Annotated in this window: 19 protein-coding genes; 13 read left to right on the top strand and 6 right to left on the bottom strand. The window is 57.3% G+C overall.

Annotation, left to right across the window (positions count from 1 at the left end; translation table 11 throughout):
• Positions 1 to 4: 4 nt before the first annotated feature.
• Positions 5 to 1,423: an MATE family efflux transporter gene (locus ACU6HM_RS01810; protein ID WP_250755904.1), complete on the top strand. Its 1,419-nt coding sequence runs from the start codon at positions 5 to 7 to the stop codon at positions 1,421 to 1,423.
• A 185-nt stretch (positions 1,424 to 1,608) separates the two neighbouring features.
• Here ACU6HM_RS01810 and ACU6HM_RS01805 read toward each other — a convergent pair whose 3' ends face one another.
• From ACU6HM_RS01805 to ACU6HM_RS01790, 4 genes are all read right to left on the bottom strand, one after another.
• The gene (locus ACU6HM_RS01805) at positions 1,609 to 2,886 is read right to left on the bottom strand and encodes a quaternary amine ABC transporter ATP-binding protein (RefSeq protein WP_035272547.1); all 1,278 of its coding nucleotides are present in this window, start codon (positions 2,884 to 2,886) and stop codon (positions 1,609 to 1,611) included.
• On the bottom strand, positions 2,883 to 3,740 hold the full coding sequence (locus ACU6HM_RS01800; protein ID WP_009456478.1) for an ABC transporter permease: 858 nt from the start codon (positions 3,738 to 3,740) through the stop codon (positions 2,883 to 2,885). The genes ACU6HM_RS01805 and ACU6HM_RS01800 overlap by 4 nt, the downstream gene beginning before the upstream one ends.
• A gap of 164 nt (positions 3,741 to 3,904) precedes the next feature.
• Complete coding sequence (locus ACU6HM_RS01795; protein WP_009456480.1) at positions 3,905 to 4,948, bottom strand: ABC transporter substrate-binding protein; 1,044 nt, start codon at positions 4,946 to 4,948, stop codon at positions 3,905 to 3,907.
• Positions 4,949 to 5,487: 539 nt separating this feature from the next.
• Positions 5,488 to 6,726: a class I SAM-dependent methyltransferase gene (locus ACU6HM_RS01790; protein ID WP_009456482.1), complete on the bottom strand. Its 1,239-nt coding sequence runs from the start codon at positions 6,724 to 6,726 to the stop codon at positions 5,488 to 5,490.
• Positions 6,727 to 7,076: 350 nt separating this feature from the next.
• Here ACU6HM_RS01790 and ACU6HM_RS01785 point away from each other — a divergent pair, with 350 nt between their 5' ends.
• The 12 genes from ACU6HM_RS01785 (at position 7,077) to ACU6HM_RS01730 (ending at position 20,514) form a co-directional block, all read left to right on the top strand.
• Positions 7,077 to 8,225 (top strand): Bcr/CflA family multidrug efflux MFS transporter, encoded by a 1,149-nt coding sequence (locus ACU6HM_RS01785; protein ID WP_446763283.1) that lies wholly within the window; start codon positions 7,077 to 7,079, stop codon positions 8,223 to 8,225.
• Positions 8,226 to 8,365: 140 nt separating this feature from the next.
• Complete coding sequence (rpmB, locus tag ACU6HM_RS01780; RefSeq protein WP_003802782.1) at positions 8,366 to 8,602, top strand: 50S ribosomal protein L28; 237 nt, start codon at positions 8,366 to 8,368, stop codon at positions 8,600 to 8,602.
• A gap of 35 nt (positions 8,603 to 8,637) precedes the next feature.
• A complete protein-coding gene (rpmG, locus tag ACU6HM_RS01775) occupies positions 8,638 to 8,805 on the top strand; it encodes a 50S ribosomal protein L33 (RefSeq protein ID WP_003802781.1) in 168 nt (55 codons plus the stop codon).
• A gap of 212 nt (positions 8,806 to 9,017) precedes the next feature.
• The gene (leuS, locus tag ACU6HM_RS01770) at positions 9,018 to 11,678 is read left to right on the top strand and encodes a leucine--tRNA ligase (RefSeq protein ID WP_009456487.1); all 2,661 of its coding nucleotides are present in this window, start codon (positions 9,018 to 9,020) and stop codon (positions 11,676 to 11,678) included.
• Positions 11,679 to 11,680: 2 nt separating this feature from the next.
• The gene (locus ACU6HM_RS01765) at positions 11,681 to 12,313 is read left to right on the top strand and encodes an LPS-assembly lipoprotein LptE (protein ID WP_446763282.1); all 633 of its coding nucleotides are present in this window, start codon (positions 11,681 to 11,683) and stop codon (positions 12,311 to 12,313) included.
• A gap of 2 nt (positions 12,314 to 12,315) precedes the next feature.
• Complete coding sequence (gene holA, locus ACU6HM_RS01760; protein ID WP_035272542.1) at positions 12,316 to 13,377, top strand: DNA polymerase III subunit delta; 1,062 nt, start codon at positions 12,316 to 12,318, stop codon at positions 13,375 to 13,377.
• A gap of 68 nt (positions 13,378 to 13,445) precedes the next feature.
• Positions 13,446 to 14,741, top strand: coding sequence for a glutamate-5-semialdehyde dehydrogenase (locus ACU6HM_RS01755; protein ID WP_446763281.1), 1,296 nt, complete (start codon positions 13,446 to 13,448; stop codon positions 14,739 to 14,741).
• 3 nt (positions 14,742 to 14,744) lie between these two features.
• Positions 14,745 to 15,161, top strand: a complete 417-nt coding sequence (locus ACU6HM_RS01750; protein WP_035272539.1) for a CopD family protein — start codon at positions 14,745 to 14,747, stop codon at positions 15,159 to 15,161.
• 1,408 nt (positions 15,162 to 16,569) lie between these two features.
• The gene (locus ACU6HM_RS01745; protein WP_235332513.1) at positions 16,570 to 17,919 is read left to right on the top strand and encodes a THUMP domain-containing class I SAM-dependent RNA methyltransferase; all 1,350 of its coding nucleotides are present in this window, start codon (positions 16,570 to 16,572) and stop codon (positions 17,917 to 17,919) included.
• Positions 17,920 to 18,133: 214 nt separating this feature from the next.
• Positions 18,134 to 18,652 carry an RDD family protein gene (locus tag ACU6HM_RS01740; RefSeq protein WP_446763280.1) on the top strand — a complete coding sequence of 173 codons (519 nt, stop codon included), beginning with the start codon at positions 18,134 to 18,136 and terminating at the stop codon, positions 18,650 to 18,652.
• A 43-nt stretch (positions 18,653 to 18,695) separates the two neighbouring features.
• Positions 18,696 to 19,607, top strand: coding sequence for an Hsp33 family molecular chaperone HslO (gene hslO, locus ACU6HM_RS01735; protein WP_009456504.1), 912 nt, complete (start codon positions 18,696 to 18,698; stop codon positions 19,605 to 19,607).
• Positions 19,608 to 19,686: 79 nt separating this feature from the next.
• Positions 19,687 to 20,514, top strand: coding sequence for a hypothetical protein (locus tag ACU6HM_RS01730; RefSeq protein ID WP_446763279.1), 828 nt, complete (start codon positions 19,687 to 19,689; stop codon positions 20,512 to 20,514).
• A 360-nt stretch (positions 20,515 to 20,874) separates the two neighbouring features.
• Here the strand turns inward: ACU6HM_RS01730 and ftsB are convergent, their stop codons facing one another.
• The gene (gene ftsB / locus ACU6HM_RS01725; RefSeq protein WP_026483075.1) at positions 20,875 to 21,180 is read right to left on the bottom strand and encodes a cell division protein FtsB; all 306 of its coding nucleotides are present in this window, start codon (positions 21,178 to 21,180) and stop codon (positions 20,875 to 20,877) included.
• A 45-nt stretch (positions 21,181 to 21,225) separates the two neighbouring features.
• Positions 21,226 to 22,512 carry a phosphopyruvate hydratase gene (gene eno, locus ACU6HM_RS01720; protein ID WP_009456510.1) on the bottom strand — a complete coding sequence of 429 codons (1,287 nt, stop codon included), beginning with the start codon at positions 22,510 to 22,512 and terminating at the stop codon, positions 21,226 to 21,228.
• Between the last annotated feature and the right edge of the window lie 105 nt (positions 22,513 to 22,617).

Below are 22,617 nucleotides of genomic sequence, written 5' to 3'. Positions count from 1 at the left end.
AATCATGTCCTCCGTGTTTCATCACAACTGGAAAGGCCAGGCAGGCCAAATCCTGCGTCAGGCCTGGCCTGTGCTGGTCGGCTCCTGGGCGGGTATCGCCTTTGGGGTGCTGGATACCGTTATGGTCGGCCACAGCAGTCCGGTCGACTTGCAGGCCATGGGCCTGGGCGTATCCATTTACATCACCGTCTTTATTGGCTTGATGGGTGTCATCCACGCCCTCATTCCTATCATTGCGCAGCAATTTGGCGCGCGCCGCCTGACTGAAGTAGGCCGCTGGTGGGGGCAAGGCGTGTGGCTGGCCCTGTTGCTGACCTTGATCGGCACCCTGGCGCTGGCCTTTCCCAATATCTGGCTAAGCTGGTCGGGCGATTTGAGCCCTGAGGTTCACGACCGGGTGACCTGGTATTTGCGCAGCCTGATTCTGGCCCTGCCCGCCTCCCTGGTTTTCCGAACGATTTACTGCCTGGGCACGGCAACCTCTCACCCCAAAGCCGTCATGCTGATCAATCTGTTCAGCGTGGCCTTCAAGGCCCTGTTCAACTGGATGCTGATTTTCGGGAAATTCGGTTTGCCAGCCATGGGAGCCGTCGGTTCGGGCCTGGCGACCACCGTGGTTTCCTGGCTAATGCTGGCTGCTGGCCTGTGGCTGCTGCGCGCCGACCGCTTCTACAAGCCCTTTAGCTTGCGACTGGGCCTGCCTAGCTGGACGGCGCAGAAAGAACTGCTGCGCCTGGGCCTGCCCATGGGCGGCTCTTACCTGATCGAGATCTGCGCCTTCAGCTTCATGGCTTTGCTGGTAGCCCGCGAAGGGGTCTTTGCTTCGGGTGCACACCAGATCATGGCCAATCTGGCCGCTGTCTGCTTTATGGTGCCCATGGCCGTCGGTGTTGCTGCGGCCTCGGTCAGCGCTCAAGCCATTGGAGCCGGGCAATATCATCGTGCCCGCCATGTGGGAATGTTAAGTCTGGGGATTGTGTTGGCCGGGGTCACGCTGACGATCAGCCTGCTGGTTCTGCTGCGCCCTACCTTGGCCCATGCCTATACCGACGATGCCGACGTAGCCCTGCGCGCCCTGCTCTTGCTGCAACTGCTGCCCTTCTTCCACTTTTTCGACGCGTTCCAGTGCCTGATTTCCTATTTGCTGCGCGCCTATAAAGTGGCTTTTGTTCCCATGTTGCTGCAGTTCTTTGCCTTAAGCGTGTTGGGTCTGGGCGGTGGCTGGTGGTTAGGGTTTGGACCGGCGGCCGGATCGCTGGAAGGGGTTATTCAGTGGCTGGCACCGGGTGCGCCTGTGGGTGCGGCCAGCTTGTGGACCATGTCCAGCCTGGGCCTGGGGGCCTCGGCCTTGCTGCTGCTATTCTGGTACAGCCATATTCTGCGTATCTACAATCCGGCAAGACGCAAGGCGCGGGCGTCCTAACAAGCAAAGCATGAGCTGCCGGCATTCAGGTCCATGGCAGACTCAGACATCCAGCGGCTCATTGCTCAGCACTAAAAGCCTAAGGCCAAAATAAGCCAAACCGTGAAAGCACAAACAAAAAAAAAACGGGGCCAGTTATTCAACAGGACCCGTTTTCTTTATCGCTTTAGCAAGACAAGGCTAACTCAGGCAGCAGGTTTACTGCCTTCAATGGCTTCCACGATCTTGGCCGTATCATCCGGAGTCGACTCTGCAGCCGCATCTGGCGATTCCTCCACCGCATCAATCAGCGGGCTGACCAGGTCCACAACCTTGCTGCGCGAGAGCAGGCCCAGGAACTCGTCGTTCTCGCCAGTGACGGCCAAAGGTTCGCTGCTACGCAGCAATTGCCCCAGGATTTCATCCAGACCCATGGTGGCGGGCACGGAACTCATCTCGTCCACAAAGCCGGAAATATCCCGTGCACCTTGCTGCACTGCTTCTTGAGCACTGGAACGCATCAAGACACCGGCCAGACGCTTGCCATCGAGCACAGGCGCATAACGCACGCCCCGTTCGCTCAAGCGCTCCAGCGCATGAACAGCGCGGGTACGCATGGTGAAGGTCAGCGTCTTGCTGGAATCGCGCACCGCATGAGCAGCGTTCAGCACTTTGCTGCGGTTCACATCCTGCAAGAAGGCCTGCACATAATCGCTGGCGGGCGAGAGCAGAATATCCTCGGGCGAGCCTTCCTGGATCAGTTCACCATCTTTAAGAATGGCAATCCGGTTGCCCAGACGCAGCGCTTCGTCCAGATCATGCGTAATAAACACAATGGTCTTGTTCAGACGGGCCTGCAGTTCCAGCAACTGGTCCTGCATTTCACGTCGAATCAGCGGATCCAGCGCAGAGAAGGCTTCGTCCATCAGAAGAATGTCGGCATCGGTGGCCAAGGCACGCGCCAGACCCACACGTTGCTGCATACCGCCAGACAACTGATGCGGATACTGATTCTCGAAGCCTTGAAGCCCTACCTGCTCCAGCCAGTAAGTGGCTTTCTCTTCACGGGCGGCACGTCCTATGCCCTGCACTTGCAGACCGTAGGCCGCGTTCTCCAGCACCGTGCGATGCGGGAACAGGCCAAAACGCTGGAAGACCATGCTGATCTTTTGCTGGCGGAACTGCATCAGCGCCTTGCCATCCAGGCTCATCACATCCACGTCATCGACCAGAATCTGCCCGGCTGTCGGTTCGATCAGGCGGTTGAAATGGCGGATCAGGGTGGACTTGCCCGAACCGGACAAACCCATGATGACGTAAATGCTGCCATGCTCAATGGACAGGCTGATGTCACGTAGCCCCAAGGTGTGGCCGCTTTTGGCCAGTAGCTCGTCCTTGCGCACACCGTTGCGGGCCTCTTCCAGCCAGCGCTCGGGTTGGGAGCCAAAGATCTTGTAGATATTGCGAACTTCAATCTTGCTCATGAGGCCTCCCGTGTCTGAAAGCGGCGGCCAAATTCTTGTGTGATACGGTCAAACAGAATAGCCAGCAGCACAATACCCAAACCGGCCATCAGGCCACGGCCTACTTGCAGTCGGTTGATACCTTGCAGCACTTCGTAGCCCAGACCTCGCACACCGATCATGGAGGCGATCACTACCATGGCCAGCGCCATCATGGTTGTCTGGTTAATACCCGCCATGATGTTGGGCATGGCCAATGGCAATTGCACCCCGTAGAGCTGCTGCCAGCGGTTGGACCCGAAAGAACGCGAGGCTTCCAGCACTTCGCTGTCGACCAGGCGTATACCCAGATCGGTCAGACGAATCACCGGCGCAATGGCGTAAATAATGGTGGCAATCAGGGCGGCGATCTTGCCCAGGTTGAACAGCATCACTACCGGAATCAGATACACAAAGCTGGGCATGGTTTGCATCACGTCCAGCACCGGCATCATGATGCGGCGCAGCCAGTTGAAGCTGGCCATCAACAGACCTAGCGGTATGCCTATCAGGACAGACAGGAAAACGGCCACGATCATCAGCGCCAGGGTCTGCATGGCAGCATCCCACAGGCCGATCAAACCAATGACGAACAGCATGGCACCCATGGCCACGGAAAACAGGACGCGACGGCTGGCAGCCCAGCCCAGCACGACCACCACCAGCACAACGGCCCACCAGGGACTGCTGCGCAAGATGGACTCCATAAAGACCAGCATGTCCAGCAAAGGCTGGGTCATGGCGCGCAAGGTACTGGAATAATTGGCAACCAGATCACCCACGAACTGATCGATGGGCAAACGTAAGGCGCGCGGATCAATCAACTCAGGAAACATAAAAAACACTCCGTAAAACTCGTGCATGCGGCGCGGGCATATCGCCCGGCCATGAGCCTGCCGGCCACAATGGGGCCAGGCAGAAAAGCGAGGTACGACTCAGTACCCGCACCCGCATGGGGTGCAGTCACCGAGGCCGGCCTCGCCCTACAACGACACGAATACTAAAGAGCGGCTTTTACGCGCTGAGCCACTTCCATGGGCACCCACTTGGACCAGGTGTCCTCGTGCTCTTTCAGGAACCAGTGCGCCACATCCTCAGGCTCGCCTTCGGTTTTTTCCATGTGGGCCATGGTGTCGTTCATCAGCTCCAGGGGCATGCTGACATTGGCCAGGAAGGCCGTCAGTTCGGGAGCCTGCTTGGAGAACTCCGTATTCACAGCCGTGAACACCGGATTTTCGGGGTAATCGCTAGGCTCTGGATTGGCACAATCCGGGTCCGTCAGACACCCGTGCTTTTTCTCGTCATAAGCGGGCAGTTCCAGCTTGACCAGATCCATGGAACCCACCAGCGGCGTAGGGTACCAGTAGTAGAACACCACGTTTTCCTTGCGCTGATAAGCAGAGGTCAGAGCCGCTTTCTGCGTGGCACCAGTACCGGGCGAGAACAAGGTGAAGGTATCACCCAGCTTCAAGGCATTGAACAGATTGCCGCTGACCACTTCACAACCCCAACCTGCCGGGCAGCCATAGAAGCGGCCTTTACCGGGCTCTTCAGGGTCCTTGAATTCATCCTTGAACTTGGGCAGGTCCGCTGCGGACTTCAGTTCAGGCAGGCGCTCGGCGGTGTAGCGTGGAATGAACCAGGCTTCGCCACCCATATAAATATCACCAATACGTTTTACGTTTCCCTTGGCTTCAGCCTGTTTCCAGGGATCAGCCACACTGTTGAGCCAGATTTCAGTGTTGACATCCAGGTCGCCTCGCTCCAATGCGGCCAAGGCCGGAAGCGTCTCGACCGAGATGACCTCAGTCTTGCAGCCATAACCCTTGTCAGCGATAAAACGCTCGACTTCAGTCAGGACCAGATTGGATTCCCAATTCATGCCGCCAAAGCGAACCGTGCGGTCCAGTTCGCAGGCAACCGGGGTAGCGGCTTGTGCGGCGGACGACAAACCCAGCAACACGCTGGTCAGCACAGAGGCTTGAATCAGGGGAAAGCGGTGCAAGCGCGACTTGGCACCGGCGTGAGGGAAGTATGAAGACATGATGCTCCTCCTTGAGTTACTGTGGACGCGTCCTGCATGATCAGTCGGCGCCAAGGCTAAAGGGGTGTGCGGAAGACGATGCTCTTATCGCCAATACATACCTACGTATAGAGCGAGTGCCAGGCACTCACGAAAAACCCGGAACAATATTCAGGGCTGAGCCCTTTTTGTACTGTTCGCTGCCTTGACCGAAACAAAACGGCTGGGCCAGGGTTACACCGCGCGGCGCGATGATTTGGTGCGAATAGAACACGCAGTTTCAGGCGGTTCTAGATCGAATTGATGAATCTGGTAAGGAGGCCATTCTACGGGCCTTTGCAATCAAAAACAAATTCTTACCTCGAAAAACCATCAAAATTCTGGAATATGTCAATGGCAAAAACGCAACAAAACCCTTGTTTGGCGTGGTTTTAGCGCTTTTCTAAATTTTTTTTTGTTACCTATTAATTCAGAATTGATGGAGTGGCGTAAAAGCAGCCCCAAAAAAGACAAATGACAAGGCATAAAGCCTTGTCATTTGCCCCTCCAGACCGCGCCCTCTAACGCTGGTACATATAGTCCCGACGCCATGGATACACCAGGTCTGGCGCGTAATCCAGCTCCTGTGCCCGCCCAGCACTTTGCGCCTGAGCCAGAACCTGGTGCAAGGCAATCCAGCCATGCTCAAAGCCCATGGCGCAACCAGCCAGATAAACCCGGTAAGCACGCAAGGATTTTTGACCCTGCTCGGAATCCAGCGTGGCCTTGGCCTTGTCCAACTGACTTTCCAAGGCATCGCTCCAGGCCCACAACGTGCGTGCATAGTGCGGACGCAGATTCTCAATGTCCAGGCCTTCCAGACCACCTTCAGCCAGATGACGCAACACATGGCTGATATGGGTCAGCTCTCCACCGGGGAAAATGTATTTCTCGATAAAGTCGCCCATCCCGGCACCCAGCTGGCTATTGTCCACGCCACCGGCTGTAATGCCGTGATTCAGAATCAAACCACCGGGCTTGACCAAACGGCGCAACTTGTCGAAATAGGCACTAAGCTGGGCGCGGCCCACGTGCTCGAACATCCCGACCGAGGCCAGCTTGTCATAAGGCTTGAGTTCATCCAGCTCGCGATAATCCAGCAACATCATGCGGGCCCGGCCCGACAAACCTTTCTGCTCGATCAGCCCGTTCACATAGGCATGCTGGTTACGGGACAAGGTGATGCCCGTCACGTCCACATCGTAGTTTTCAGCCGCCCATATCAGCAGCCCGCCCCACCCGGCTCCCACATCCAGAAAGCGCTCGCCCGATTGCAGACGCAGCTTGCGGCAAATGTGGTCCAGCTTGGCTTCCTGAGCCTGCGCCAGCGTCATGTCCGGTTCGCGGTAATAGGCGCAGGAGTAGACCCGACGCGGGTCCAGCCACAAGGCGTAGAAATCATCCGATAAATCGTAGTGAAACTGGATCTGTTTGGCGTCCCTTTCCTGGGAATGGCGCCAGACGGAAGTCAGATGCTTGACGATGGAAGTCAGCCAGCCTGCCTGGGCAGCGTCAACCGGGGAGCCCGGCAAAATATCCGCTGCCAGCTGCATCAGATCCCGCATGGAGCCCTCAAAGTCCATACGCCCTTCCACGTAGGCCTCTCCCAACTGCCCGGATTGCCCGGCGGCCAGCTGCGCCAAGGTGGCATTATCTTTAATGATCAGATGAACCGCTGCATCAGCCGGGCCAACTTGCTCGCCGTTGGGCAAGGTCAGCCGAACCGGAATGCTGAGTTGATCTAATTTGGCCTGGACCATTGATGAAATTGAACTCAACTTCGCCTCCTTGTATGTAAACAAACAAAGATGACAATGTGTCGCCTCTTTCGACACACCGCCCGTAAGCTGTCAATCCTGTAGCCTAATACAATCAGCCCCTGAATCCGTTGCGTCAAAGTCACGAATCATATGCTTTACACCTAAAGCACTTAGACCGGAGTTGAGCTTGCCCCATGCTAAACTGCCTGCCTTTGGCCCATTGCATCGGTTTGCATTGATGCTCGGCACAGGGTAGTGGGTTCAGGCTCTCGGCCAGGATCTGCCCCACCTTAATACTTGGCCCGATGACACGCAACCACTCCCCTGCATTTCCCCCTTGGCTCATCTTGATGGGGCTGCTCACTGCCCTGGGGCCACTGGCCATTGATATGTACCTGCCCGCCTTCCCGGCAATGGCCCAGAGCCTGAACACCTCGGCGGGCATGGTAGAGCGCACGCTGGCGGGTTTCTTGCTGGGTGTGGGCGTGGCTCAATTAGTGTACGGCCCCATGGCCGACCGCTTCGGGCGCAAGCTGCCCTTGCTGCTGGGCGTGCTGATTTTCGCCACCGCTTCCTTTTTCTGTGCACGCGCCAGCGATATTGATGAATTGACCGTGTGGCGCATTGTGCAGGCCTTTGGTGGTGCCGCTGGCATGGCTATTCCCCGTGCCGTGATCCGGGATCGTTTCGAGACCCGTGAAGCCGCCCGCGCCCTGTCCATGCTGATGCTGATTATGGGCGTCATGCCTATTCTGGCCCCGCTGATCGGTGGTCAGATCCTGCTGTTTAGCGACTGGCGCGGTATTTTCTACTTCATGGCTGGCTGTGGCGTGCTCTTGTGGCTGCTGACTTTTTTCACCATGAAAGAGTCCCTGACCCCCGAACGAGTCCTGCCACTGCAACCCAAACTGATTGCCCATAATTACAGTGCCTTGTTACGCGACCGGCCTTTCATGTTTTATTCGCTGGCCGCCGGTTTCAGTTCTGCAGGCATGTTTGCCTATATCGCCGGATCGCCACGCGTCTTTATTGATTTATTTGCAGTCGAGCCGCGCCATTTCGGTTTTTATTTTGGCGCGAATGCCGCCTGTCTGATTGTTTTCTCTCAAGTCAGCGCCCGTTTGCTCAATACGTACAGCCCGCCCACTTTGCTGCGCGTGGCACAGGGACTGCAAGTGATCTTTACCCTGCTGGGTGCCGTTCTGACCCTGCTGGGCGTACTGGACCTGACCTGGCTGATGGTGACGCTGATGGGCTTTATGGCGTGCCAAGGCTTTGTGAACCCCAATTCCGCGGCCCTTGCCCTGTCTGAACAAGGCCATCGCCTGGGAACGGCCTCGGCCCTGATGGGCGCTTTGCAAATGCTTTGTGGTGCGCTGGCCGGTTTTGCGGTCAGCAGCTGGTCCTCTTCCAATGCTTTGCCATTGACCGCCGTATTGGCCAGTTGTGCCGTCTTATCGTGGCTGTTTGGCCGCAACGCAGCAAGGAAAGCACGGTAAAACTTGATCTAAGTGATTTTTCCATATTAGAATAATCTTCTTTGTACCCCAGCACTGGGGTTAACACGATCCTAATTTTACAATCGCCCGCGGCTTTTTTCGTTTAGCGGAGGCTGATTTAGATCTCAAGGGGTATGACCATGGCACGCGTATGCCAAGTGACCGGAAAAGGCCCAATGTCGGGCAACAATGTTTCGCACGCCAACAATAAAACCAAGCGTCGCTTCCTGCCAAACCTGCAGTCCCGTCGTTTCTGGGTTGAAAGTGAAAACCGCTGGGTTCGCCTGCGCGTTTCCGCTAACGCTATCCGCACCATCGACAAGAACGGTATCGACTCCGTTCTGGCCGAAATGCGCTCCCGCGGCGAAAAATACTAAGCTGCGCTTCTTAAACATTTAACCAGGAGCTCATCATGGCTAAAGGTATACGCGAAAAAATCAAACTCGAATCGTCCGCCGGCACCGGTCACTTCTACACCACCACCAAAAACAAGCGCAATATGCCTGAAAAGATGGTGATCAAGAAATTTGACCCCGTCGTTCGCAAGCACGTCGAGTACAAAGAAACCAAGTTGCGTTAATTCGCGCCCCGCTCCTGCAGCGGATTGGTTTTCAAAAAAAGCCCCTGCCCTGCAGGGGTTTTTTTTGCCCTTCACAGGCTGCTGTGACAGGCCTGCCTCCTGTCTGCCATTACGCTCATGCACACTGCCCACCTTGCAGCCGTCCACAGCGAGATTTGCCCCGTATAATGGCGGATACTCCTTTACTTTTGTCTAAAACGGTATTGCCACTCATGCAGGAACGTTACAACCCCAGCGAGGTTGAACAACTCGCTCAGCAAAACTGGACCGATCGGGACGCCTATCGCGCCGTCGAAAACGCCACCGCTCCCGATGGCTCGCTCAAACCCAAGTTTTACGCATGCTCCATGCTGCCCTACCCCAGTGGCAAGCTACATATGGGCCACGTGCGCAACTACACCATCAACGACATGATGGCGCGCCAGCTACGCATGCGCGGTTTTAACGTTCTCATGCCCATGGGCTGGGATGCCTTTGGCATGCCCGCTGAAAACGCCGCCATCAAATCGCAGGTTCCGCCCGCCAAGTGGACTTACGACAACATCGCCTACATGAAAAAGCAGATGCAGGCGATGGGTCTGGCCATCGACTGGTCGCGTGAAATGTGTGCCTGCGATCCCGAATACTACAAATGGAACCAGTGGCTGTTCCTGAAGATGCTGGAAAAAGGCATTGCCTACCGCAAGACCCAGACCGTGAACTGGGACCCGGTGGATCAAACCGTTCTGGCCAACGAACAGGTTATTGAAGGCCGAGGTTGGCGCTCGGGCGCGCTGGTTGAAAAGCGTGAAATCCCCGGCTATTACCTGCGCATTACCGACTACGCTGAAGAGCTGCTGGACACCGTGAAAACCGGCCTGCCCGGCTGGCCCGAGCGTGTCCGCCTGATGCAGGAAAACTGGATCGGCAAGAGCCAGGGTGTGCGCTTTGCCTTCCCTCACGATATTCGTGACGAGCAAGGCCAACTGATTCAGGACGGTCGTCTGTATGTGTTCACCACCCGCGTGGACACCATCATGGGTGTTACCTTCTGTGCTGTTGCTCCTGAACACCCGCTGGCCGCCCTGGCTGCCCGCAACAATCCCGAGCTGACTGCCTTTATTGAAGAATGCAAGAAAGGCGGCACCACGGAAGCCGATATGGCCACCCGTGAAAAAGAAGGTCTGCCTACCGGCTTGAGCGTCAAGCACCCACTGACCGGTGCGGACGTTCCTGTCTGGGTCGGTAACTACGTCTTGATGAGCTACGGCGACGGTGCCGTCATGGGCGTGCCTGCTCACGACGAGCGCGACTTCGCCTTTGCCCTGAAATACCAATTGCCTATTCAACAAGTGATTGGCGTTGAAGGCAAAGAGTACGACGCCACTCAATGGCAAGACTGGTACGGCGACAAGCAGCAAGGTCAAACCATCAATTCCGGCAAGTACGACGGCCTGGCGCATGCCGCCGCCGTGGACGCAATTGCGGCAGACCTGAATGCTCAAGAGCTGGGCGAGAAACAAACCACCTACCGTCTGCGCGACTGGGGTATTTCCCGTCAGCGTTACTGGGGCACCCCGATCCCGATCATCCACTGCGAGGATTGCGGCCCGGTTCCTGTTCCGGAAAAAGACCTGCCCGTCGTTCTGCCCGAAGAGCTGATTCCCGATGGCAGCGGCAACCCGTTGAACAAGCACGAAGCCTTCCTGAAGTGCACGTGCCCTTCTTGCGGCAAGCCTGCACGTCGCGAAACGGACACCATGGACACCTTTGTGGACTCGTCCTGGTACTTCCTGCGCTACACCACGCCCAATCTGAACGACTCCATGACCGATCCACGCACCGATTACTGGATGCCCATGGATCAGTACATCGGCGGTATCGAACACGCTGTGCTGCACTTGCTGTATGCCCGCTTCTGGACCAAAGTCATGCGCGACATGGGCCTGGTCAAGATTGACGAGCCCTTCACCCGCCTGCTGTGCCAGGGCATGGTGCTGAACCACAGCTACACCCGCCGCACACCTCAAGGTGGTATCGAGTACTTCTGGCCTGAAACCGTCGAAAACGTCTACGACGAAAAAGGCGCGATTATCGGTGCCCGTTTGAAGAGCGATGGTCAGCCCGTGCAGTACAACGGCATCGGCACCATGTCCAAGTCCAAGAACAACGGCGTGGACCCCCAATCCCTGATCGACACGCTGGGCGCGGATACCGCCCGCCTGTTCATCATGTTTGCCAGCCCGCCAGAGCAAACCCTGGAGTGGTCGGATTCGGGCGTGGATGGCGCCAACCGCTTCCTGCGTCGCCTGTGGGCCTTCTGCTATAACCACGCCGATGCTCTGCGCGCTGGCAACGCCCAACAAGCCACCGACTGGAGCGATCTGGATGCGGCCGCCAAGCGTACCCGTCTGGAAATTCACTCATTGCTCAAGCAAGCCAATTACGACTACGAGCGTATTCAATACAACACCGTGGTTTCGGCTTGCATGAAGATGCTCAACACCCTGGAGCAGACTCAATGGGAAGACACTCCCGCCGCACAACGTGCACTGGCTGAAACCACGTCCATTCTGTTGCGCGTGCTGTACCCTGTCGTCCCTCACATCACCTGGCAGTTGTGGCGTGAACTGGGTTGGGCAGACAGCCTGGGCGATATGCTCGACGCCCAATGGCCTGCTGTGGATGAACAAGCCCTGATTGCCGACGAAGTGGAGCTGATGCTGCAAGTCAATGGCAAGCTGCGCGGTTCATTAGTCGTGCCTCAGGGAGCGGAAAAAGCCGCCATTGAACAAGCCGCAGCCGAACACGCTGCCGTGCTCAAGTATCTGGAAGGCCGCCCCGCCAAGCGCATCATTGTGGTGCCTGGCAAACTCGTTAACGTCGTAGGTTAATCATGCACCTAGCCCGCCTGCTTCCTTCCAGATCCTTGTCTGTTCCTGCACCCAGGTTCTGGGGACTGGCGGGCTTGATAATCCTGCTCAGTGTTGTTCTGACAGCGTGTGGCTTTCACCTGAAAGGGGTGGCCCCGCTGCCGTTCGACACGATTTACACCAACATTACGGACAACAGTGCGTTTGGCGCGAATCTGCGTCGAACCTTGTCGGCCAGTTCACCGCAAACCCGCTTTGTGGAGCGCCCGCAAGACGCTGAAGCCATCTTGCAACAGCTCTCCCACAGCCGTAATCAACGCGAAATTTCCATCAACGCCAAAGGCCAGGTGGAAGAGTACGAACTGCAACTGACATTTGTGTTCGAGCTGCTGGACGCCAAAGGCCGCGTGATCCTGCCGCCCACAACACTGAATGTCATTCGTGAAGTGCCGTACGATGCCGAGGCCGTGCAAGCCAAAGATAGCGAAATCGAGATGATTTTCCGCGACATGGAACAGTCTCTGATCAATCGCATTGTGCGTCGCTTGAGTTCGCCCGACGTCACCAGTGCCTACCATTACATAAGCAGCCAACCAGAGGCCAGCTCCATGGAAGAGATGGAACTGCTGCCCACTCGACAACAGGCTCCGCTGTAAGAATGGGACGCAGGGCCGACCACGACACCTTGCTGCGCGAGCTGGCCACGCCAACCGCCGCTTTCCAACCGCTTTATGTGGTGTCCGGTGACGAGCCTCTGTTGCTGGTTGAAGCGGCGGATGCGGTGCGCGCCCGCGCCCGCCAGGACGGCTTTACCGAACGCAGCAGTTTTACCCTGGATGCACGGGCCGACTGGTCGCAGCTGTTTGCTGTAGCCCAGAACATTTCCCTGTTTGGCGATCAAAAACTGGTGGATGTCAATATTCCCAGCGGCAAACCTGGCAAGCCAGGCGGCGACGCCCTGCAAAAGCTGTGCGAGCTGATCAGCGGGGGGCAAATGGATGGCACCAGCTTTCTGATTCAACTTCCCCGGCTGGACAAGGCCACGCGCAACAGTAAATGGTGTCAGGCTCTGGAGCAGGTGGCCTGTTGGGTTGACATTCAGCCCATCAACCGCAACTCTCTGGCAGGCTGGATTGCCCAACGCCTGAAAGCCCAGGACCAAAGCCTGGAGCGCAACAGCCTGGAATGGATGGCTGACAAGGTTGAAGGCAACCTGCTGGCCGCCCATCAGGAAATACAGAAACTGGCCCTGATTTACCCACCTGGCCAGCTTAGCCAGGAAGAACTGGAAAACGCGGTTCTGAACGTAGCTCGCTACAGCGTGTTTGATCTGCGTGACTCCATGCTGGCAGGCCACAGTCAACGCGCCCTGACGGTGCTTGATGGCTTGCAGGCAGAAGGCGAAGCCCTACCGCTGGTCTTGTGGGCTGTAGGCGAAGAAGTGCGTACCTTGGCCCGCTTGTCACAAGCGCGTCAGCAAGGGCAGGATCTGTCCAACCTGTTTCGCCAATACCGCATTTTTGGCCCGCGTGAAAAACTCGTTCGTCAGGCCCTGGACCGTATCCCGCCTCAAAGCTGGCCCGCTTCGGTTCTGCATGCACACGATATAGACCGTTTGATCAAAGGCCTGCACCCCAACGGACGTCAGCAAGACCCGTGGGAAGAAATGCGCCGCCTGACCATGCGTATCGCGGTCGCGACACAAGCGCCCCGCCGCTAAGCGTCCGATACCCCTTAACTTCTTAATTGTTGCGATAATGCTCTCTTGAACCGGAGAGTTACACGGCTATGAACGATATCACCCAGTCCTCTGCCGCCACCCAGGTCGGCGATCTGTCTTCCATGATGCAAGATTTGGGCAAGCGCGCCCAGCTTGCTGCCCGTCGTATGCGCGCCGCCACAGGCAAAGCCAAGGCCGACGCCCTGCGCTATATGGCTGATGCCCTGATTGAGCAAAAAGCCCAGTTGCAAGCAGCCAACGAGCTGGACTTGCAAGCGGCACGTGAACGTCAGATTGCCCCGGCCATGATCGAACGCCTGGTCCTGTCCGACCGCGCCCTGGAGATCATGACCACCGGCCTGCGTCAAATTGCCGATATGGATGATCCGGTTGGCCAGATCAGCGCCTCGCGTACCCGCCCGAATGGCATGCGCGTGGCTCAGATGCGTGTCCCTTTGGGTGTCATCGGCATCATTTACGAGTCGCGCCCCAATGTGACTATTGACGCCGCTGCCCTGTGCCTGAAATCGGGCAACGCCACGATTCTGCGCGGTGGTAGCGAAGCCTTTCATTCCAACCAGGCCCTGGCGCAGATCATCTCCAGCAGCCTGGAACGTGCTGGTTTGCCCAAAGAAGCCGTGCAAGTGGTTCCCACCACGGACCGCGATGCTGTTGGCCTGCTCGTAACCATGAACGACTACGTGGACGTCATTGTCCCGCGTGGTGGCAAGAGCCTGATCCAACGACTGAGCGCCGAAGCCACGGTTCCTCTGATCAAGCACCTGGACGGCAACTGCCACGTCTATGTGGACGAATTTGCCGATCTGGAAAAAGCGAACCGCATCGTATTCAACGCCAAGACCTACCGCTACGGTATTTGCGGCACCATGGAAACCTTGCTGGTTCACCGCAGCATTGCACCCGCTTTCCTGCCAGAAATGGCCCGCCAATTGCAGGAAAAAGGGGTGGAACTGCGTGGCTGTGAGCAGACCCGTGCCCTGGTTGCCAATGTGGCCCCTGCTACCCAGGAAGACTGGGAAACCGAATTTGCCGCGGCCATTCTGGCAATCCGCATTGTGGACTCCATGGACCAGGCCATGGACCATATCGCCCAGTACAGCTCCGAGCACACCGAATCCATCGTGACGGAAAACCTGAGCCTGGCCGAGCGCTTCCAGCGCGAAGTGGACTCCAGTTCCGTCATGGTGAACCTGCCTACCTGTTTTGCTGACGGCTTCGAGTACGGCCTGGGTGCCGAAATCGGCATTTCCACCAACCGTCTTCATGCCCGTGGCCCGGTCGGCCTGGAAGGCCTGACGACCTACAAATGGGTCTTGCACGGCAATGGCCAAATGCGTGGTTAAATCATGCTTTGGCTAAAAACATTTCACATCTTGTTTGTGACCTCCTGGTTTGCAGGGCTGTTCTACTTGCCCCGCATCTATGTCAATCTGGCCCAGGAGCAAGATGCCAAGACCTATGAAACGCTTCTGGGCATGGCCCGGCGCCTGTATCGCTTTATGGCTCCTCTGGCCATTTTGACTTTGCTGACAGGCCTGGGATTGTTTTTGTATTACGGCATAGGCAAAGGACAGGGCTGGATGCACGCCAAACTGACCCTGGTCTTGATCCTGTTTGCCTTTCACGGTGTGTGCGGACGCTATCTGCGGCAGTTCCAGCAAGGGCAACAAAGCCGCTCACACGTATTCTTCCGCTGGTTCAATGAAATTCCGGTCATCGTTCTGCTGCTGGTCCTCATCCTGGTGGTTATAAAACCCTTCTAATACCTTATTCATGTCAGACCAATCTGAACGCAAGACACTAAGCCTGAACCCAGGCGCTAAAAAGAAAGCCAGCAATGCGGAACCCCGCGTGCGCTCGGGTGCGCGCGCACGTGCAGCCAGCCTGCAGCAAGACCGCCTGGGCGGCCCCAAGCGCGAGGCCCGCCCCTACGTAGAGAAACGTGACCAGGACCGCCGCGAGCGCCCTGCTTTCAACCGCGACCGCGCAGATCGTCCTCAATCGGGCGAGCGTCGCGAATTTTCAGGCGAACGCCGTGAGCGTCCCGCATTCAACCGTGATCGCGACAGCCGCCCACAATCGGGTGAGCGTCGTGAGTTCTCCGGTGAACGCCGGGAATTCTCGGGCGAACGTCGTGAACGACCCGCATTCAACCGTGACCGCGACAGCCGCCCACAATCGGGCGAGCGTCGTGAGTTCTCCGGTGAACGTCGGGAATTCTCGGGCGAACGTCGTGAACGACCCGCATTCAATCGTGACCGCGACAGCCGTCCACAATCGGGTGAGCGTCGTGAGTTCTCAGGTGAACGCCGGGAATTCTCGGGCGAACGCCGTGAACGTCCTGCATTCAACCGTGACCGCGACAGCCGCCCACAATCGGGTGAGCGTCGTGAATTCTCCGGTGAACGCCGTGAGCGTCCCGCATTCAACCGTGACCGTGACAGCCGTCCCCAATCGGGCGAACGTCGTGAATTCTCCGGTGAACGTCGTGAACGTCCTGCATTCAACCGCGATCGTGACAGCCGTCCGCAATCGGGTGAACGTCGTGAATTCTCCGGTGAACGCCGTGAGCGTCCCGCATTCAACCGTGACCGCGACGGCCGTCCGCAATCGGGCGAACGTCGTGAATTCTCCGGTGAACGCCGTGAGCGTCCCGCATTCAACCGTGACCGCGACGGCCGTCCGCAATCGGGCGAACGTCGTGAATTCTCCGGCGAGCGTCGTGAACGCCCCGCATTCAACCGTGACCGAGACAGCCGTCCGCAATCGGGCGAACGTCGTGAATTCTCCGGCGAACGCCGTGAGCGTCCTGCATTCAACCGTGATCGCGACAGCCGCCCACAATCGGGGGAGCGTCGTGAATTCTCCGGTGAGCGTCGTGAACGTCCTGCATTCAACCGTGACCGAGACAGCCGTCCGCAATCGGGCGAACGTCGTGAATTCTCCGGCGAACGCCGTGAGCGTCCCGCATTCAACCGTGACCGTGACAGCCGTCCGCAATCGGGCGAACGTCGTGAGTTCTCCGGTGAGCGTCGTGAACGCCCTGCATTCAATCGTGACCGCGACAGCCGCCCTCAAACGGGCGAGCGCCGCAATTTCTCGGGTGAACGCCGTGAACGTCCTGCTTTCAAAGGTGACAAGGAATCTTCGGAGCGTACCCCTGCCGGCAAAATGCCCAGCAAGCTGTTTAGCCCGGCCGGTGACTCCGATGCCTTTCCTCAATATGTCTCGCCTATTCAGCGTGTAGACAGCCCCCAGGCCCCCAAGCCCGGTCAGCGCCTGCCCGATAGCAATATCGAGCAAAACGAGCGCGTCCAGGTCAAGGCTCTGCAAGGGGAACGCTACCGTCTGTTTGCTCCCTGCCCACAAGGGCTGGAAGAAGCGCTGTCGCTGGAACTGCAAGCACTAGGCTACGAGAACGTTCAAACCGGCCGTGCGGGCTGCCATTTTGATGCGGACTGGATCGGTGTCATGCGTGCCAACCTGTCCTCGCGACTGGCGACACGCATTTTGCTGGAAGTCTCGCACGCTCCTGTCACCAACGAAGAGGACATTCTGGCCCTGGCTCGGGTGACTCCCTGGGAACGCTGGTTTGGCCCCGAGCAGACACTGCGTGTCGACACCTCGGCCGTACGCAGCCCCATGCAAAGCTTGCAGTACTGCAATCTGCGCGCCAAAGACGGGATTTGTGACCGCCTGCGTGATCTGGAAGGCGCACGTCCTTCCATCGATACCGTACGCCCGGATGCCAAGGTGCATTTGTTCCTGGACGAGACCAGTGCCACCTTCTACCTGGATACCAGTGGCGAGTCTCTGTTCAAGCGCGGCTGGCGTCACGACAAGGGCGATGCGCCTTTGCGTGAAAACCTGGCAGCGGGCCTGCTGGCCCTGTCTGGCTGGGACCCCAGCAAGCCTTTGATCGACCCCTTCTGCGGTAGTGGCACGATTCTGATCGAAGCCGCCTGGATGGCTTTGGGAGCGCCTCCCGGCATCTGGCGCCCCTTCCACTTCGAGCGTCTGCGCTGCCACGACCAGCGCTTGTGGCGTGATATCAAAGACGAAGCGCGCTCCATGATCGCTCCTCGTCTGGATACTCCATTGATTGGCTACGACATCAACCCCACCGTTCTGGATGCAGCCCGTTCCAACCTGGAACGCTCGCACCTGACGCTGGAGACGATTCGCTTCGAGCAAGGCGATGCCCTGAAGATTCGTCCCGAAACGGAAGCCGGCTGGATTGTCACCAATCCTCCTTACGGCGAGCGCCTGGAACATCAGGACGAGGATTTCTGGCCCAACTGGGCCAGCAACCTCAAGCAAAACTTCGCCAACTGGAGCGTGAACATGATCAGCAGCGACCTGGAGCTGCCACGTCATATGCGCCTCAAGCCCAAGCGTCGTTACCCGCTGTACAACGGTGCTCTGGATTGCCGTCTGTTCTGCTTTGACATGGTTCCGGCCAGTTATCGCAATAACGAGACAGCCTCGGACGCCAGCGAAGACTCAGCCAGCGCCGAATAAGCGTCAAGCCGTCTTGCACAAGGCGACAAGGGCCAAGTCCATGAAAATGGCTTGGCCCTTGTTTATTGGGACAAGCCCCCCATATCTTGATTACTTTTCTACCCTTCTGGGGCCCGCCCGACTCCATGCCTTCTGTTCCAGCCTTGAACTGGCAGCATTCCGTTAGGCAGCGATATACGCGATAATGGCAGTCTTCCCTGCCTCAAGACGCACCATGACACCCACTTTCACTACTCCTGGCCGCTGGCGACGCTTTGCCTGCATGATGTATGAATCCATCCTGCTGTTTGGCGTTATTTTCACCACCGGCTATCTGTTTGATACCTTGACCCAAAGCCGTAGCGGCCTGGATCTGCGTCATGTGCGTCAGATCGTTCTATTTATTGCGCTGGGGATTTATTTCGTGCTGTGCTGGCGCAAAGTGGGACAGACCCTGCCCATGAAAACCTGGCATATGCGACTGGTAGACGAGCAAGGTCAGATTCCTGCCCTGCGTACCCTGCTGCTGCGTTATATTCTGCTATGGCCCCTGCCCTTGCTGGGAGCTTTGCTGGTTCAGCTTCTGTCTGGCTACACAGGCTATGCGTCCACGGACCTGCTTATCGTGTTTACGCCTTTTCTGAACTTCATCTGGACCTGGTTCGACAAAGACCAGCAGTTCCTGCACGACCGTCTTAGCAAGACTCGCCTGATCGATGCGCGCCCTACCCGTGTTACTTCGGCAGCCACCTGAGCAGGCAGGCTGCCTCTTCATTTTTTAGTAGTACAGCAAAGTCATGACTGACATTTTAAAAAAATACTTGTTCGCCGACCAAAGCACACGAGCCCAGATTGTTCATCTTGAGCAAGCCTGGCAAATGGGTCTGGAACACCAGCACTATCCTGCCTGCATCCGCGACTTGCTGGGCGAGCTGGTAGCCGCTTCGGTACTGCTGGCGGGCAACCTCAAGTTTGACGGCTCCCTGATTTTGCAAATCCAGGGCGACGGCCCGATCGCCTTGCTGGTGGTGGAATGCACGTCCGACATGGACATACGCGCAACGGTGTCGCTGCGTGAGAACCATCCCGTGCCCCAAACCGGCACCTTGCAAACCCTGCTCAACCCCCAAGGCCAAGGCCGCTTCACCGTAGTACTGGCCCCGCGTCAAAGCAGCAAGGATTTCCGCCCCTACCAAGGCGTGGTGCCTCTGGAAGGCGAGACCGTTGCCGAGGTTCTGCAAACCTATATGCGCACCTCCGAGCAGTTGGATACCCACCTGTGGCTGGCCGCCGACGAAAACCGTTGTGCAGGGCTGTTGCTGCAACGTATCCCGCCCCAAGGCGGCCACAGCCTGGCGCAAAATCTGGACACCTGGGAACGCGCCCTGGCGCTGGGCTCCACCGTCCAGACACAAGAATTGCTGCAACTCGATAGCGACACCTTGATTCATCGCCTGTTCTGGGAAGAAGACCTGCAAGTCTTTGAACCTCAGTCCGTGCGCTGGCATTGCCCCTGTTCCCGTCAACGCGTCAGCAATATGTTGCGCATGCTGGGCCGGGCAGAAATCGAGCAAATGCTGGCAGAACAAGACACCATCAATGTGTCCTGCAACTTCTGCGGCAAGCCCTATCAGTACGATGCAATTGACTGCGCGTCCCTGTTTGTCGACAAGGGCGATACCCAGCCTGGTGACGATACCCTGCACTAAGCAGAAACCGCTACGAAGGACTACACCCGCACAAGTCCTTCTACCAAGCTAAAAGACACTCAGCCATGATGACAACATCATGGCTGATTCTTTTTCCTCACCCCATCATCAATCTGGTTTGGCAGGCACCCACATCATGGTAGCCCTGCTTGCAATCATCCTGCTGAGCTGGCTGGTGCTGGACGTGCTGACGCTGTACTCCTTGCGCGTACGCCTGCAGCACGGCCTGTTGCAGGCGGCTCGCCAGGCCAGCGTGCAGCATGCCCGACCTGAAACCATTGCCTCGGCATTCAGCCAAACACTGGCCGCCGCCAAAGTGCCGCTACACGATCAGTGGCAAATCCAGATCCTGTCGCCCTCACCACAGGCTTTTATGCTGCATGGCAGGCCTTCCCGGCTTCATGAGGGGCGTACAAGCATTACCCAGGGCTGGCAGCCGCAACAAGCAGATCAAGCCAGCCACGGCGGCCCCAGCATCTACCAAGCCAACACATTGCACTTGTACCTGCTCTTTGCCCATAAGCCGGGCCCTCTTTCCTTGCTTCGCCTGCTACCCAAGCTTGCTGCCAGCATGCCTGGCCCTCCAGGTTCGGCAGCAGTCTGGCTCCGCCTGGAAATCAGACACACCATGCAGTCTGATGCCGTGCAGTGGGATGACTTGGCTGACGGTCGGGTCGTCTATGCCCAGCAGACTGAAAACAAGCATGCCTTGCCAGTTTCCCAAACAGGCTGGTCAGCAGATATAGAGCCAGCGGAAATACCATCAACGGACGGGAGTGCTCGTCTTCCCTCATGGAGTGACTCTATTCAAGGGCCTGGTGCTAGCGCCTCCTCTCCAGAACCAGCCGTACCCACCCCAGACTCAGGAGGAGCTGAATCCCCGCCCCCAAACCCTGCCTGCTACTAACTGCCGCGCTATTCGGGGCGGCTTCAGGAGTCGGCAGCATAGGACGCTATAAACGCATTCCTGCCACAAGTGGTAGACAGAGTTACAGCCTCTTGTGGCCGTAGTCGGGGCAGTGAAGGGAACAAGGAGAAGGAAAGCACGGATAAGGCCGTCACAAAACCAACAAAGCCAAAGGAACTCGATAGCTACTCTGCCACCACTCCGACCCTGAAATGCCTGCGACTTATAACCAAGCCCGATCCAGGCCCACATACAAAGGGCGCAACAAAGCCCGGATCAACGATCCAAACATAAGGTAGAAGAGTAATCAGAAATGAACTGGCCGATCGGCAGTTCCAGCAGCGCCTTGCGCGCTACTTCTTAACGTGGGCTGCTTGTCGTGGCAGCCGAACCACCGGGAGGCACGATTTGCACAAAGATCTCGCCTTCACGCATCATGCCAAACTCGCTACGGGCGCGCTCTTCGACTGCGTGGGTACCCGAGCGTAAATCCTGAACCTCGGCCAGCAAGGCGTTATTACGCGCCGTCAGGGCTTCATTGGTTTCTTTTTGCGCAACCAGCTTGGTCTGCATTTGCCGTACATCCAGCCAACCGCCTTTGCCCCACCATAAAGCGTAATGGGTTACCAGGGTCAGGCACAGCAGAAGCAGGACGATAAGGCGCATGGCGATATAAGAACCGGGTCTTCCGACCCGGTTCATCAAACAGAATTAGCGCAGATTATAGAACGCTTCGCGACCTGGGAAGGTAGCAACTTCTGCCAATTCTTCTTCAATACGCAACAACTGGTTGTACTTGGACATGCGATCGGAACGGGACAGGGAGCCTGTTTTGATCTGCATGGCATTCGTAGCCACAGCGATATCCGCAATCGTGGAGTCTTCGGTTTCACCCGAGCGGTGCGAAATCACGGCGGTGTAACCAGCGCGCTTGGCCATTTCGATGGCAGCAAAGGTTTCGGTCAGGGTGCCGATCTGGTTGATCTTGATCAGAATGGAGTTGCCGATACCCAGCTCGATGCCCTTCTTCAAGATCTTGGTGTTGGTTACAAACAAATCGTCACCAACCAACTGGATCTTGTCGCCCAGTTGCTGGCTCAGAATGCGCCAGCCATCCCAATCGTCTTCGGCCATACCATCTTCAATGGAGATGATGGGGTACTTGTCGCACCAGTTGGCCAACAGATTGGCAAAGTCTTGCGAGCTCAGGGACACGCCGCCTTCGCCGGCCAGGTGGTATTTGCCGTCGCGGTAGAACTCGGAAGCGGCGCAGTCCAGGGCCAGAGCGATCTGGGTGCCGGGTTCGTAGCCAGCTTGTTCGATAGCGCGCAGGATCAGTTCGATAGCGGCTTCGTGGTTGGCCACGTTAGGAGCAAAACCACCCTCATCGCCCACAGCGGTGGACATGCCTTGATCGTGGATCAGGCCTTTCAGGGTGTGGAATACTTCTGCACCCATGCGCAGCGATTCGCGGAAGCTCTTGGCACCCACGGGCATGATCATGAATTCTTGCAGATCCAGGGTGTTGTTGGCGTGTGCACCACCGTTGATGACGTTCATCATTGGCACGGGCATGGCCATGGCACCACTGCCACCGAAGTAGCGGTACAGGGACAGACCCGAATCATCAGCAGCGGCACGGGCCACAGCCATACTGGCAGCCAGCATGGCGTTAGCGCCCAAGCGGCTCTTGTCTTCGGTGCCGTCCAGCTCGATCAGGGTACGATCGATAAAGGTTTGTTCTTGAGCATCCAAGCCCATCAAGGCTTCGGAGATTTCTGTGTTCAGGTTCTCGACAGCGCGCAAAACACCTTTGCCCAGGTAACGGCTCTTGTCACCATCACGCAGCTCCAACGCTTCGCGAGCGCCAGTGGATGCACCAGATGGAACGGAGGCACGCCCCATAGCGCCCGATTCGAGCAATACATCACACTCCACCGTTGGATTACCACGGGAGTCCAGAATCTCGCGGCCAATAATATCTACGATTGCACTCATGATTTTGACAGTCCTGCCTGAAGTAGCATTAAGCTAGATAAGTTAAACAATCCTGCTGCCGGGCATATCGCCGTAAGCCGATGTGAAAATCAGCTTGAAAAGGCG

The organism is Alcaligenes sp. RM2 (assembly GCF_052931795.1).
The sequence above is the reverse complement of the archived record's forward strand: the minus strand, read 5'-3'. Positions and strand labels throughout refer to the sequence as shown.

Coding starts and splice junctions, on each gene's coding strand:
- ACU6HM_RS01810 (WP_250755904.1), top strand. CDS start 5: ATGTCCTCCGTGTTTCATCACAACTGGAAAGGCCAGGCAGGCCAAATC.
- ACU6HM_RS01805 (WP_035272547.1), bottom strand. CDS start 2,886: ATGAGCAAGATTGAAGTTCGCAATATCTACAAGATCTTTGGCTCCCAA.
- ACU6HM_RS01800 (WP_009456478.1), bottom strand. CDS start 3,740: ATGTTTCCTGAGTTGATTGATCCGCGCGCCTTACGTTTGCCCATCGAT.
- ACU6HM_RS01795 (WP_009456480.1), bottom strand. CDS start 4,948: ATGTCTTCATACTTCCCTCACGCCGGTGCCAAGTCGCGCTTGCACCGC.
- ACU6HM_RS01790 (WP_009456482.1), bottom strand. CDS start 6,726: ATGGTCCAGGCCAAATTAGATCAACTCAGCATTCCGGTTCGGCTGACC.
- ACU6HM_RS01785 (WP_446763283.1), top strand. CDS start 7,077: ATGGGGCTGCTCACTGCCCTGGGGCCACTGGCCATTGATATGTACCTG.
- rpmB (WP_003802782.1), top strand. CDS start 8,366: ATGGCACGCGTATGCCAAGTGACCGGAAAAGGCCCAATGTCGGGCAAC.
- rpmG (WP_003802781.1), top strand. CDS start 8,638: ATGGCTAAAGGTATACGCGAAAAAATCAAACTCGAATCGTCCGCCGGC.
- leuS (WP_009456487.1), top strand. CDS start 9,018: ATGCAGGAACGTTACAACCCCAGCGAGGTTGAACAACTCGCTCAGCAA.
- ACU6HM_RS01765 (WP_446763282.1), top strand. CDS start 11,681: ATGCACCTAGCCCGCCTGCTTCCTTCCAGATCCTTGTCTGTTCCTGCA.
- holA (WP_035272542.1), top strand. CDS start 12,316: ATGGGACGCAGGGCCGACCACGACACCTTGCTGCGCGAGCTGGCCACG.
- ACU6HM_RS01755 (WP_446763281.1), top strand. CDS start 13,446: ATGAACGATATCACCCAGTCCTCTGCCGCCACCCAGGTCGGCGATCTG.
- ACU6HM_RS01750 (WP_035272539.1), top strand. CDS start 14,745: ATGCTTTGGCTAAAAACATTTCACATCTTGTTTGTGACCTCCTGGTTT.
- ACU6HM_RS01745 (WP_235332513.1), top strand. CDS start 16,570: ATGCCCAGCAAGCTGTTTAGCCCGGCCGGTGACTCCGATGCCTTTCCT.
- ACU6HM_RS01740 (WP_446763280.1), top strand. CDS start 18,134: ATGACACCCACTTTCACTACTCCTGGCCGCTGGCGACGCTTTGCCTGC.
- hslO (WP_009456504.1), top strand. CDS start 18,696: ATGACTGACATTTTAAAAAAATACTTGTTCGCCGACCAAAGCACACGA.
- ACU6HM_RS01730 (WP_446763279.1), top strand. CDS start 19,687: ATGGCTGATTCTTTTTCCTCACCCCATCATCAATCTGGTTTGGCAGGC.
- ftsB (WP_026483075.1), bottom strand. CDS start 21,180: ATGCGCCTTATCGTCCTGCTTCTGCTGTGCCTGACCCTGGTAACCCAT.
- eno (WP_009456510.1), bottom strand. CDS start 22,512: ATGAGTGCAATCGTAGATATTATTGGCCGCGAGATTCTGGACTCCCGT.